The organism is Gimesia benthica (genome assembly GCF_009720525.1).
Taxonomy (GTDB): Bacteria; Planctomycetota; Planctomycetia; order Planctomycetales; family Planctomycetaceae; genus Gimesia; species Gimesia benthica.
Genome location: NZ_CP043930.1, coordinates 6,068,257 through 6,080,842 on the forward strand (window position 1 = coordinate 6,068,257; position 12,586 = coordinate 6,080,842).

At 54.1% G+C, this 12,586-nt stretch carries 11 protein-coding genes; 5 read left to right on the plus strand and 6 right to left on the minus strand.

The window, feature by feature from the left end:
* Positions 1-64 precede the first annotated feature (64 nt).
* Positions 65-1,588, minus strand: a complete 1,524-nt coding sequence (locus F1728_RS23525) for a trypsin-like peptidase domain-containing protein (protein WP_155366112.1) — start codon at positions 1,586-1,588, stop codon at positions 65-67.
* A gap of 285 nt (positions 1,589-1,873) precedes the next feature.
* Complete coding sequence (locus F1728_RS23530) at positions 1,874-2,326, minus strand: TraR/DksA family transcriptional regulator (RefSeq protein ID WP_145042414.1); 453 nt, start codon at positions 2,324-2,326, stop codon at positions 1,874-1,876.
* A gap of 453 nt (positions 2,327-2,779) precedes the next feature.
* On the opposite strand from F1728_RS23530, the gene F1728_RS23535 reads away from it, so the two are divergent.
* Entirely contained in the window at positions 2,780-3,901 is a 1,122-nt protein-coding gene (locus F1728_RS23535; protein ID WP_155366113.1) for an LptF/LptG family permease, read from the plus strand.
* A 6-nt stretch (positions 3,902-3,907) separates the two neighbouring features.
* Here the strand turns inward: F1728_RS23535 and recG are convergent, their stop codons facing one another.
* The 3 genes from recG to infA all read right to left on the minus strand — a co-directional run bounded on the left by recG (position 3,908) and on the right by infA (position 6,865).
* Entirely contained in the window at positions 3,908-5,983 is a 2,076-nt protein-coding gene (gene recG, locus F1728_RS23540) for an ATP-dependent DNA helicase RecG (protein WP_155366114.1), read from the minus strand.
* Between the two features lie 20 nt (positions 5,984-6,003).
* Positions 6,004-6,498, minus strand: coding sequence for a ribonuclease HI (gene rnhA / locus F1728_RS23545; RefSeq protein WP_155366115.1), 495 nt, complete (start codon positions 6,496-6,498; stop codon positions 6,004-6,006).
* A gap of 148 nt (positions 6,499-6,646) precedes the next feature.
* Complete coding sequence (infA, locus tag F1728_RS23550; RefSeq protein ID WP_002643979.1) at positions 6,647-6,865, minus strand: translation initiation factor IF-1; 219 nt, start codon at positions 6,863-6,865, stop codon at positions 6,647-6,649.
* Between the two features lie 386 nt (positions 6,866-7,251).
* On the opposite strand from infA, the gene F1728_RS23555 reads away from it, so the two are divergent.
* From F1728_RS23555 to F1728_RS23565, 3 genes are all read left to right on the plus strand, one after another.
* Complete coding sequence (locus tag F1728_RS23555) at positions 7,252-7,425, plus strand: Flp family type IVb pilin (protein WP_149339099.1); 174 nt, start codon at positions 7,252-7,254, stop codon at positions 7,423-7,425.
* 159 nt (positions 7,426-7,584) lie between these two features.
* Positions 7,585-8,316: a 2-amino-4-hydroxy-6-hydroxymethyldihydropteridine diphosphokinase gene (folK, locus tag F1728_RS23560; RefSeq protein ID WP_194242489.1), complete on the plus strand. Its 732-nt coding sequence runs from the start codon at positions 7,585-7,587 to the stop codon at positions 8,314-8,316.
* 136 nt (positions 8,317-8,452) lie between these two features.
* Complete coding sequence (locus tag F1728_RS23565; RefSeq protein WP_155366117.1) at positions 8,453-9,796, plus strand: DUF1501 domain-containing protein; 1,344 nt, start codon at positions 8,453-8,455, stop codon at positions 9,794-9,796.
* 79 nt (positions 9,797-9,875) lie between these two features.
* Here the strand turns inward: F1728_RS23565 and F1728_RS23570 are convergent, their stop codons facing one another.
* Positions 9,876-11,249 (minus strand): dipeptidase, encoded by a 1,374-nt coding sequence (locus tag F1728_RS23570; RefSeq protein ID WP_155366118.1) that lies wholly within the window; start codon positions 11,247-11,249, stop codon positions 9,876-9,878.
* A 123-nt stretch (positions 11,250-11,372) separates the two neighbouring features.
* Between F1728_RS23570 and lhgO the strand changes: the two genes are divergently transcribed.
* A complete protein-coding gene (gene lhgO / locus F1728_RS23575; RefSeq protein ID WP_155366119.1) occupies positions 11,373-12,572 on the plus strand; it encodes an L-2-hydroxyglutarate oxidase in 1,200 nt (399 codons plus the stop codon).
* The last annotated feature ends 14 nt before the right edge of the window (positions 12,573-12,586 follow it).

Sequence of the window (12,586 nt, forward strand, 5' to 3'; positions counted from 1 at the left end):
CCCGGCTGTCTGTCTGCAGCGGGATGGCATGTCGAGGTTGGGGAAATCTCGTGCCGGTCTGCGACTACCTCTGCCAGATGACGAGTTGCTGCTGAACGACTCCCGGCTTGCCGCGAGAAATTTTCAGGACGAGCGATTTAAGATCTCGATGCTGATCCAGTGCCTGGCGAAAGTCCTGCAGACTGTGGACTGGTGAACCAGCGACTTCTTCGATTACATCATAGAGATCGACCACGCCAGAGAATGAACTCTGTTCGTCGACACTCAAGACCAGCAGACCTGCCTGGCCCTGTGCGAAACCAAGTTGAGCAGCCAGATCTGCATTCATGGGCTGAACCCCCAGTCCTGCCAGATCCTCTGTGGCGGATGTGTGTTTGACTTTGTGGAAGCTCATCGGCTCAGCAGAGGTGCCAAAACGTCGGGAAGACTGTTGTGATTCGCGCTGTTTGCGTTCCAGTTCGTCCAGAATCCGGCGGTTCGCCAGTTCCACCATCACGTTGACTTTACGGCCATCTCTCAGCAGAACGACACTCACACGATGTTCGATTGGTGTCAGAGAGACCAGGTTGATCAGGTGGTTCTGATCCAGAACGTCAATACCGCCGAAACTGAGAATGATGTCATCGTATTTCAGGTTGGCGCGGGAAGCCGGCGTATTAGAAATCACTTTTACCACGCGGGCACCACGCACACGGTCCATATTCAGTCGGGTTGCAGTCCCGATACTGAATTCCGGATCGAGCTGGACACCCAGGTAAGCGCGATAGACCTGTCCGTACTTCAGGAGCTGCGTAAAGACGTGTTGTACCAGCTTGCTGGGGATACTGAATCCGATTCCGTCGTTACCACCACTGTTGGAAGCGATTGCAGTGTTGATCCCGATAATTTTGCCTTCGAGGTCAATCAGTGGACCCCCGCTGTTTCCCGGGTTGATGGCGGCGTCAGTCTGCAGGAAGTTCTGGTTCAGTACCTCTGACCCGCTTCCCAATTGCAGTGAACGGCGTCCTTTGGCGCTGATAATACCCAGAGTCACCGATTCACTCAGACCAAACGGACTGCCCATGGCCAGGACCATGTGACCAATATCCAGTTTGTCACTGTCGCCCCAGTCGGCCGGAGTGACATCGGTCACGTCAATTTTGAGGATCGCCAGGTCGGTATCTTTATCTTCCCATTTATGAGTCGGGTTGATGACGCGTCCATCGTGCAGTTGGATTGAAATCGCAGGTCCGTTTGAGTCACGCACGACGTGGCGGTTGGTAACAATGAATAACCCTGGTTTTCCCTCACCGCGAACGATGACACCGGATCCGGTTTCTTCAACTGCGCCACGGGGAGTCTGCCGTTCGCACTGGATGTGGACGACACTGGGGGTCGCGAGTTTAGCGATCTTGGCGAGATGCTTGCTTCCATCGTGCAGAGAAGATGCGGAAGACAACATCGCTGCATTTGGTTGACGGGCATTACCCTGAGAAGGAATCTTCGCTTCCAGCTGACGCGAACTGAGCGGTGACTCGAAGCAGGTATTCCACAACGAAATGGAGACAATGATGGCAATGACTGCCAGCAAAGGATATCGATTCTTCATGTTGCAAATCTCTCAGCGTGACCCAGGATCTTTTTTTGCATTTCAGCTTATTGCTGACCACGGCAAAATAAGGCAATCCTTCGCCAAGTGCCGAACGATTTGATTACGGAAGTCCAGCTGAATCCACGCGGGCTTCCAGTAACAAAGCAGGGTCTGGTGATTGACTGCAATCACACTCTCCGGGAATCGTAACAGGAATGAGGGGGCATCGTGTTGTGGAGAGATCAGATAATAAACGCAGTCGGTCGAGCGTGACCCTGTGTCGTTTATTATCGGAGGGGGGTATTATTTTTCGAGATCCAAATCGTGAATTCTGTACTCCTGATCGTTAAGACGTCCTTCGAACTCGTAGGCGTTTTCCCAATCGCCATGAACATCACTCGTGGATAAACCCATCGATTCGCGCTGTTGTGCACAACTGACACAAAACATCGTGTAAGGAACCGCTTTAAGCCGTGCAATCGGTATATTCTTATTGCAGCTCTCGCAGTGACCGTAACGTCCTTCCTGAATCAGGGAGATCGCACGTCGAATCTGCATCAGTTCTTTGTATTCCAGCTCTGCCAGGTGAGATTCCAGATCCTGTCGTGTCTGGCGAATCGCGGCGTCACCACTGTCCTCCACGGAGGACTGGCTGGCGGAGGAGCCTTCTGAACTGTCGTTCACAAGCTTGGTGAGCTCATCGCGGCGGTTCAACAGTTGCTTGTGCAACCGAATTATTGCATCTTTACGTACCACTCGATCTTCCCCTCATAAAAATCAGATTCAGACGACTCAATTCGAAATTGAATACTCCCAAAAGATAGCTTTTAAATTAGCTAAAGTAATCAAAAACCTTTGATGTTTCTGACAGTTTTGAGATCACTCTGCTCCGTGAGTATTATTCACTACGCGGATTAAATGTCGAGAGTTGGAAAGTTCCTAAAAGCTCGAATAGCCCATAAACTGCAAAAATGAAATGACTTATGCAAGTTTCTTTTCTCACTGTTTTTGGAAATTCACAATAAACGCCACTCTGACTGATTTTGAAGTGCCAAAAAGTCATCAAAAACCAGGGTGTGTTCTGGTGTATACATTCAGTTCTGGTTCCTGATATTGACCCATTTCGGGGATTGCGATGTAATACCCGCCCCACAATCTCAGATTTGAGATATCCATTCTCGATTAAGTCTCTGACAGCGACCGGAAACCGTGTTTACAACTTTTGACCGTTATCTTCTGAAACGATATTTCCATGTGTTCATCATCGGATTCATAGCCACCTATGGTCTATATGTCGTCTTTGACGGATTCACAAATATCGATGAATTCCAGGCTGGTCTGAAGGAAGGTGATTCCTCTGGGGGGCTGCTCTGGCTGATGGCCGAGACCTATCTGTATCAGTCCAGTGTCTTCTTTGATATGGTCAGTCCGATTCTGACCGTGCTGGCTGCTGTGGTCGTGTTCTCACTGATGGTAAGACATGGGGAACTCAACCCCGTGCTTTCCGCCGGCATTCCGACGTATCGCCTGGCGATTCCACTGACCATCGCGACGGTCATCGTCAACTGTTTTATCATTGCCAACCAGGAACTGGTTATTCCCAGCATTGCCGACAAGGTTCAGGCAGAACGGGGAAAGATGGATACCAGTGCGCAGTTCGTTGAGCCGGTCTATGATTTCAGTACCCGGATCATGATCAATGGTCAGGAACTTTATCTCACGGAACAGCGGATGGTGAATGCGGAGTTCGTTCTCTCCAAGCCGACCGTGCACGATTTTGTAACCGTCAAGGCCCCCCATGCACACTACATTTCCGGGACCGAAACGCGGCCTGGTGGCTGGGTGCTGCAGGATGCACTCCCGAAGTATGAAGACCTGGATATCGCGGCCTTCGCCCGTAAGATGATTCTACCGGGCAAGAATCCCAATGATATTTTCATCGTAACTGACGTGGGCTGCGATCAGTTGTGTAACCGTAATTCCAGCTCGCTGATTTCGACGCCCGAACTGATCGCCCGGATTAACAATCCCTCGTTCAGTGATCTCTCCATTCGCAAGCAGAAACTCGACCTGCATTCCCGATTGACGCGACCGTTCATGAACCTGATCGCCGTACTGATGGCGATTCCTTTCGTGCTCCGGAAGGAGAGCCGCAGCCAGATTCTGAACATCGCCATCTGTTCCTGTGTGATGGGGGTGATCTTTGCCATCTCCCAATGTTTTCTTTACATGGGCAGTGCCAACCTGCTCAAGCCCGATCAGGCTGCCTGGTTTCCGGTGATTGCCAATGGAACGCTGGCTGCCTGGTTCTCGAATCGCGTCCAGACCTGACAGCGTTTAACCACTCTGTCCCAGGTCCAGCAGCTGTCCGAACCGGTCCAGGACGCGAATCTTCAGCGGTGCAAAACGGGGCTGATCAAACTCCCCTTTTTCGACCAGTCGGAGTGCTATCTCGCGGGTTTCCTGTAACAGGTCGTCATCGCGCCTGAGGTCGGCGACACGCAGCGGCAACTCTCCATGCTGGCGGGTTCCGAAGATGTCACCCGGACCACGGGCCTGAAAGTCCGCTTCGGCAATCTCGAAGCCGTTGGTCGTCTGTTCCATGACGGCCAGTCGCTTGAGTGCCTCCTCGCTTTCCGTATAAGAAAACAGAAAACAGTATCCGGGATGAATACCTCGACCGACGCGGCCACGAAGCTGATGTAACTGAGAGAGTCCGAAGCGGTCTGCCTGCAGGATCACCATTAAGGTGGCGTTGGGCACATCGACTCCCACTTCAACCACTGTCGTGGAGACCAGCACCTGGATCTGGCCCTGGTGGAACTGCTCCATGATCTGAGCCCGCTCTTCGCGATCCATCTGGCCGTGCACCAGGCCGATCGAGGCATTGGCCAGCTCGCTTTTCTGCAGTTTGCGATAGACTTCTTCCGCACTGGATCGGCTGTTTTCCTCGAGCTCGGAGTCGATCCGCGGACAGACGATATAGGCCTGCCTGCCGGCCTCGATTTGAGCCCGCAGAAAATCCCAGGCTTTCTTCCGTTGAGGAGTCGTCGAGATCCGACTGGTGGTGACAGGCTGTCTGCCCGGCGGGAGTTCTGAATTGATCGAGATATCCAGTTCACCGAACTGAGTGAGACAGAGGCTGCGGGGAATGGGGGTGGCCGTCATCACCAGCATGTGGGGCGTATTCTCTTCGCTGGTGAAGTGTGCCCGCTGCATCACGCCAAACTTATGCTGTTCGTCGATAATCACCAGTCCCAGATCGTGATATTGCACATCTTTCTGGACCACGGCCTGGGTGCCGACAATCAATTGCTGCTCACCAGAAGCGATCTGTTCCAGCGTGGCTTTCCGCTCTGCTGAGGACAGGCTGCCCGTCAGCACGCATCGTTTGACCCGACTCTGGTTCAGGATGCGATTAATCGTATCCCAGTGCTGGACAGCCAGCAGTTCTGTGGGGGCCATCAGAACCGCCTGTTTGCCAGCGGCGATTGTCGCGAGCATGGCGTAGATCGCGATTGCCGTTTTTCCCGCACCCACGTCCGCCTGCAGCATGCGATGCATGGCGCGACCGGAACCCAGGTCCGTTTTGATCTCCTGGATGGCCTGGTCCTGTCCCTCAGTGAAATCAAATGGAAACAGGCGTCGGATCCGGGCATCGACTTTGGCGGTGACCTTGATCAACGGTGCGTTATCAACGCAGGTCCATTGCCGCCGCCGCATGGCCAGCCCCAGTTGAAATTCCAGCAGGTCATCAAAGATAACACGACGGACGCCGGCTTCGTATTCCTGCATTGTCTGTGGTTTATGCATCTGGATCACCGCCTGTGCCAGCGGCAGCAGGCCGTGTTCTTCGCGAAACGGTTCGGGGAGGTAGTCGGGAATCAGCTGTGCATATTCTTCTACGGCGGTCCGCACCATGCGTCGCATCTGGTACATTTTGATGCCTTCGGTCAGGCTGTACCGGGGCAACACGACCCCCTGGGGATCATCCAAATCTTCTTCGAGGACCTGGTATTGGGGATGCGACATTTCCCATTTGCCCGAACGTCGTTTGGGCTTGCCGGAGAACATCAGCAACTGCCCCTGGAAGAATCGCTTGATGACCCAGGGCTGGTTGAACCAGGTACCCTTGAGGAAGCCGGTTCCGCAGTCGAGAAGAATGGCGGAGATGGTCCGTCCGCGGGAAATCGTACGGGCGTCGAGGTCAACCACCTTGCCGCAGACCGAAGCCAGCTGGTCCTCCTCGAGTTCATTCACGGGGCGGACGTCTGTCAGATCGAGTACGCTCCGGGGCAGATGCCAGAGCAGATCTTCGACGGTTTCAATTCCCAGTTTTACCAGTAACTCGGCGCGTTCCGATCCGACTCCTTGCAGAAATTGAATCGGTGTGTCCAGGGAAGGTTCGGTCATTGCATTCCGGAACCGGTAAATTAGAGATCAGTCTGATTCTGCAGCTTCAACGCATATTCGACAGCCAGTTCATCACAGCGTTCATTTTCGGGATGTCCGCTGTGACCTTTAATCTGAGTGAACCGCACCTCGTGCTGTTGCAGCAGTTCATCCAGACGCCGCCAGAGCTCTTCGTTTTTGACGGGCTTCCAGCTCTTCCCTTCGCGACGGCGCCAGTTGTTCTTTTTCCAGTTGGGCATCCACTCTTTGGACCCCTTCGCAACATAGACGCTGTCGGTAATGATTTCGACCCGCGAACGTTTCTTCAACAGTTCCAGACCGGAGATGACTGCCTGCAGCTCCATCTGGTTATTCGTGGTCTCTGCCTCTCCACCTGAGAATTCTTTTTCGGTACCGGTCGAGGGGTGACGCAGAATAACTCCCCAACCTCCCGGACCCGGATTGCCACGGCAGGCGCCGTCGGTAAACAGTTGCACGAACGGGAGAGAGTCCAGCTGGTCTGAGTCCTGGGGCATTTGTCTTCCGGGAACGCAAGTCGGTCTGGGAGATGAGAACGTATCGAATTCAGCCCGGCAGGCAAAGCAACAACAGGAGATTACACGTTGTCAGTGAAAATTCCTGTGGCTGTGAATTCCACAAGCGGGGCAGGCAGGCCGCGGGCCTTTACCTTTCCCGATACACAATGCGTCCACGATTCAGATCGTAGGGAGAGACCTCAACCACGACTTTATCGCCGGGCACAATACGGATAAAGTGCTTGCGCATTTTGCCGGCAACGTGCGCCAGAACCTGGTGTCCGTTTTCCAGTTCGACTCGAAACTGTGTATTTGCCAGCGCCTCGGTTACAGTACCTTCGACTTCGATGGCCTCTTCTTTGGCCATAACAATTGTATCCTGTCCAATAAAGTTAACGAAATGGGAAGCAGCGAACAGAGTCGCACAATCCTCACTACCGGCACAGCCTGAAAAATGATAACTCAGGTCCGGGAGCGGTCTTCTGTCACTTATTGTGACAGGGATGCACCGATTATGCCAGTCTGAACAGAGCCTCAAGTTGCTTTCCCGCTAATTCCTGCGGGAAAAACCTGCATCTCTCACCGTTTTAGCTGAATTTTGGACACCTTCTCCAGTTTTTCCAGCTTTCGATCAGAAATATGAGTTAAATTTGAACATGCGTCATAGTTTACGGAATTGAGGGGATGGTTCGCTCTCTGACTGATCAGCGGACTCCAGAAAAATATGACAGGTATGAATAGCGGAATCGAACAATGCAATTTTTCAAGAACTTACTCTGTGAAGAAGATGGACCGACGGCTGTCGAATATGCAGTGATGCTGGCCGCGATTGTCCTGGCATGTGTGGCTGCCATCGCAGCCGTGGGTACGAATACGAATGCCCTGTTCGAAAATGCCACCACAGAAATGCACAACCACGGCATGTAAGCCATTCACAGCGTGCACATTTCCGGGAATGCGAAATACTTTCGCAGGTCTCGACGTCTAGTGTGAGCAGCAGCCGCGGAATTGCACTTCTGATTCAATTCACTAAACTGCAGGCAGTCGTCCTCTCATTTTACGCTTTTTATGACTGCCGGAATTCCAATGCCTGACTGCTATATCGCCCTGGGTGGAAATCAGGGAAATGTCCGGGAGACCTTTGACCGGGCCCTGCAGCGGCTGGATGCCCACCCTGATATCGTAGTCGGAAAGCTCAGTCAGTGGATCGAAACCACTCCCGTTGGCAGTCAGACAGAAGAGATCTTTCTGAACGGCGCAGCCCAACTCTCCGTCGAGCTCTCTCCCGAGGCATTATTGACAGAACTTCAGACCGTGGAAACGGAACTGGGGCGGGTCCGCGAGGTTCGCTGGGGCGCCCGCACACTGGATCTGGACCTGCTGTTATTTGATCAACTGATCCTGCAGAATGACAAACTGACGGTTCCACATCCCGCCTGCTGGTATCGTCGTTTCGTGCTCGATCCGCTGGTGGAGATTGCAGCCGATGTTATTCATCCGGTGAAACAGACGACGATCGGCGAGCTCCAGCAGCGATTACTCCAGCGGCCATTCGTATTCTCACTGGCAGGCCTGCCGCAAGCTGAGTCTCTGGCGTTGATTCAAGAGCTGCAGTCCCGTTTTCCAGCGGTCGAATTTTCCCGCTGGGAAAGTAATGAACTGCACGCAGATCCTTCCCTGGTCGCCTGGTTTGGGGATGAGAATACCACTACAGCGTTTGAGTCGCTGCCGTTACTTCCGCGTTTAGACGCTTCTGAGATGCGGCGGGACACTGAACAAATTGTCTGGCTAATGCAATCTGCACTGGATTTCCGCTGAAAAACAACTATACTGGTACATAAGGGCTCGCCGATATTTTTAATATGGCTGACCGGACTGGCGATTGATAAACTGATTCGGTGCGGCTCACCTTCCTCATATATTCCCACCTGAAACGATTTGGAGACCTGATACGATGCTCAAGATTCTGGGTTCTCAAAAGAGTCAATTCTGTGACCGGATTTCGCGCAGGAACTTTCTACAGATCGGTGGGCTCGCTTTAGGTGGACTTTCGCTGCCCCAACTGCTGCAGGCTGAATCTTCAAGCACCAAGCGAAAGCAGCACAAAGGCATCATCATGATCTTCCTGCCGGGAGGTCCTCCGCATCAGGATATGTGGGATATCAAAGTCGATGCTCCCAGTGAAATCCGCGGTGAATTCAACGCCATCCAGACCAATGTATCCGGCATTGAAATCGGGGATCAGTTCCCCCGCATGGCGCAGATGGCAGACAAGTTCACGTTCATCCGTTCCATGGTTGGCTCTGATGGCCGGCACGATGCCTTTCAGTGTCTCACGGGACAGCGTTTCAACAACCAGCCCCTGGGCGGCTGGCCCAGCCTGGGTTCGGTTCTCTCGAAAACATACGGAGCCGTCGATCCCTCAATCCCGCCGTTCCTCGGTCTCTCTCCCAAGATGGGCCACATGGAATGGGCACGTGCGGGAGATCCTGGCTTCCTGGGACTGGCACACGCGCCTTTCCGTCCCAACGGGGAAGGCATGGCTGACATGACCCTCAACGGGATTACCCTGGATCGCCTGAATGACCGTAAAAAAGTACTCAGCTCGCTCGACCAGTTTCGTAGCCAGGTAGACGCTTCCGGCACGATGGACGGCCTCGATTCGTTCACCCAGCAGGCCTTTGGAATTCTGACCTCCAGCAAACTCGCCGAAGCTCTGGACCTTTCGAAAGAAGATCAGGCGCTGCGTGACCGTTATGGTCGAGGAACTCCTAAACTGAGAGCAGACGGCGGTCCCAAACTGCTGGATGACTTTCTGACAGCCCGGCGTCTGATCGAAGCCGGTGCCCGTTGTGTCACGCTGGCCTTCAGTCGCTGGGACTGGCACGGCGGGAATTTCAAACGCGGACGCGAAGACATGCCGATGCTCGACCAGGGTGTGACGGCACTCGTCGAAGACCTCGAAAACCGCGGAATGCTGGATGACGTCACCGTAGTCGTCTGGGGCGAATTCGGACGGACTCCCAAGATCAACGCGAATTCCGGCCGCGATCACTGGCCCCGCGTCTCAACTGCACTGCTGGCAGGCGGCGGCATGAAGACCGGCCAGGTCATCGGTTCGACCAACCGGTTGGGTGAATACGCAGAAAATCGTCCGGTGCACTTCCAGGAAGTCTTCGCTTCACTGTATCGCAACCTGGGGATCGATGTCGAATCTGCTACCATCGACGATCTGCAGGGACGTCCCCGCTATCTGGTCGACCGCGATAAATACAAGGCAATGCCCGAGCTGGTCTGATTGACTCGAAGTAAGCGCACTGTCCAAACTCGGGGCTCTTGCGCCTGAATAAATTTCAGCAAGCAATCTGCGCTGAAATTCAAACCTGAATGTTCGCCAGTTCCTGCCAGAGCAGGGCACTTGCCAGGGTTCCCTGACGGAAGGCTTCCAGCGAGAAACGTTCGTTGGGGCTGTGCAGGTTGTCGGTATTCTGTCCCCAGCCTAAGAGCAGCGTTTCTACGCCCACCAGCGACTGGAATGTTTCGACCACCGGGATTGAGCCCCCTTCACGAATCATGACCGGAGCCCTTCCGAAAGCCTGTTCAATCGCAGTGCGGGCAGCCGCCATGTAGGGGCTGTTGAAATCGAACACGAGTCCTTTGCAGCCATGGTAATCGATGAACTGCATGGTCAGTCCCGCCGGCAACTGTTCGAGCAGGAACTGCTCCAGTGCTCTGGTCAAGGCGGCTGGATCCTGATCGGGAACGAGTCGGCAACTGATTTTGACGCGCGCCTGGGCAGGTACGATTGTCTTCGGACCTTCACCCGTGTACCCGGAGACCATACCGTTCACATCGCACGTCGGTCGTGCCCAGCGGCGTTCCAGTGTGCTGAAGTCCGCTTCCCCTGAAACCGCCTTAACGCCCAGGTCCGACATGAATTTCGTTTCATCAAAGGGCAGGGCTGCAAACTGGTCGCGTTCTTCCTGCTTGAGTTCGATCACGTTGTCGTAAAAGCCGGGAATCTGGACGCGGCCCTGGTCATCGTGTAGAGCAGCGACCATGCGGGCCAGTCCGTTGGCAGGATTGGTGACCGCACCGCCAAACACACCGCTGTGCAGATCCTGTCGCGGGCCGTTGACGATCACTTCGCAGGCGAGGATTCCCCGCAGTCCGTAAGTGATTGCCGGGATGCCCGGTGCATACTGGCTGGTGTCGCTGATCACTGCAATATCGCAGGCAACCAGATCCTTGTTCTCTGCCAGGAAGCGATCGAGGTTGTCGCTGCCGACCTCTTCTTCCCCTTCAATCACGAAGACCACGTTGACGGGAAGTTCTCCCTTCGTCTTCATCCAGGCTTCGACCGATTTAATGTGTGTATACATCTGCCCCTTGTCGTCGGTCGCACCGCGGGCATAGATATGACCATCGCGGATATCGGGTTCGAAGGGGGGCGTCTGCCATTGATCGAGCGGATCCGGGGGCTGCACATCGTAATGACCATAGACGAGGACGGTCGGTTTCCCCTCTGCTTTTTTCCAGGAGCCGTAGACAATCGGATGTCCCGCGGTTTCGATGAGTTGGCTTTCCAGACCAGCGGCTTCCATCTGCTGCTGGACAAATTCGGCTCCCCGCCGGGTTTCGGCTTTAAGAGTCGAGTCGGCACTCACACTGGGAATTTTTAAAAACTCAACCAGTTCTCCGACAAACCGATCCTGATGTTGCTCTAAATAATCGCGAACATGCTCAACCATTGTTTTCCTGTAACCCCGATCCTGCTAAGTTATGATAAACATGAAGGTGAGAGAGATTCCGTGATCTAATTATCGAATCCCGAGTATAAGATGCCGGCAACCATTTGAGTATAGAAGTCATCCATGAAAAATGCAGATGTCGCAATAATTGGTGGGGGTATCGTCGGGCTGGCGACCGGCTGGCAGATCACGCAGCGCTTTCCCCAGACCTCTGTGCTGATCCTCGAAAAAGAAAACGAACTGGCCCTGCATCAGACAGGGCATAACTCCGGGGTCCTGCATTCGGGAATCTATTACAAGCCTGGTTCGCTGCGTGCTGTCAACTGCCGCGAAGGCATCAAGGCGATGAAAGCCTTCTGCACTGCCGAGGAGATTCCCTGGGACGAGTGCGGCAAAGTGATCGTGGCTGTCGACGAAAGCGAGTTCGGTGCCCTGGATAATATCTTTGAGCGGGGACAGCAGAACGGTGTCGTCTGTGAAATGATCGACGAGGCCCGGCTCAAAGAATACGAACCGCACGTGGCAGGCATCCGTGGGATTCATGTTCCCGAAACAGGCATTGTCGATTACAGGCAGGTGGCGGTCCGGCTGGGTGAGCGGATTCAGGAAAAGGGGCATCTGATCCAGACCGGTGCGGAGGTTTTCGGGATCAAACATCATGCGGATGGCATTACCCTGCAGACCAGAGCCGGTGACTTTACCGCGAAACAGGTCATCAACTGTGGCGGACTGTTCAGCGACCGCGTGGCTCGACTGGGGGGCGCCCATCCCGATTCTAAGATTGTCCCGTTCCGGGGGGAGTACTATGAACTCAAGCCGGAAGCGGAGCACCTGTGTAAATCATTGATCTATCCGGTTCCCAATCCTGAGTTCCCCTTTCTGGGAGTGCATTTTACCCGAATGATTCATGGCGGCGTGGAATGTGGTCCGAATGCCGTCTGGGCGTTCGCCCGTGAAGGTTATACGAAATCAAACATCAATCTGCGTGACCTGCTGGAAGCAGCCACCTATCCCGGCTTTCTCAAGATGGCCTGCAAATACTGGAAGACCGGTCTGGGCGAAATGTGGCGCTCCTTCAGCAAGCCTGCGTTTGTTGAAGCGCTGCAGCGGCTGATTCCCGAGATCCGGTCCGAGCATCTGGTCTCTGCTCCAGCGGGTGTGCGGGCGCAGGCACTCGGTCCCGATGGCTCGCTGGTCGACGATTTTCTGATTGACGAATCCGATCGCATGATCAACGTGTTAAACGCCCCCTCGCCGGCAGCGACATCTTCGCTCCGCATCGGTCAGTCGATTGTCGATCTGCTTGCACCCCGGATTGAATAACGGAAAGTTCCCGC

Coding starts and splice junctions, on each gene's coding strand:
- F1728_RS23525 (WP_155366112.1), bottom strand. CDS start 1,588: ATGAAGAATCGATATCCTTTGCTGGCAGTCATTGCCATCATTGTCTCC.
- recG (WP_155366114.1), bottom strand. CDS start 5,983: ATGACCGAACCTTCCCTGGACACACCGATTCAATTTCTGCAAGGAGTC.
- rnhA (WP_155366115.1), bottom strand. CDS start 6,498: ATGCCCCAGGACTCAGACCAGCTGGACTCTCTCCCGTTCGTGCAACTG.
- infA (WP_002643979.1), bottom strand. CDS start 6,865: ATGGCCAAAGAAGAGGCCATCGAAGTCGAAGGTACTGTAACCGAGGCG.
- F1728_RS23555 (WP_149339099.1), top strand. CDS start 7,252: ATGCAATTTTTCAAGAACTTACTCTGTGAAGAAGATGGACCGACGGCT.
- folK (WP_194242489.1), top strand. CDS start 7,585: ATGCCTGACTGCTATATCGCCCTGGGTGGAAATCAGGGAAATGTCCGG.
- F1728_RS23565 (WP_155366117.1), top strand. CDS start 8,453: ATGCTCAAGATTCTGGGTTCTCAAAAGAGTCAATTCTGTGACCGGATT.
- F1728_RS23570 (WP_155366118.1), bottom strand. CDS start 11,249: ATGGTTGAGCATGTTCGCGATTATTTAGAGCAACATCAGGATCGGTTT.
- lhgO (WP_155366119.1), top strand. CDS start 11,373: ATGAAAAATGCAGATGTCGCAATAATTGGTGGGGGTATCGTCGGGCTG.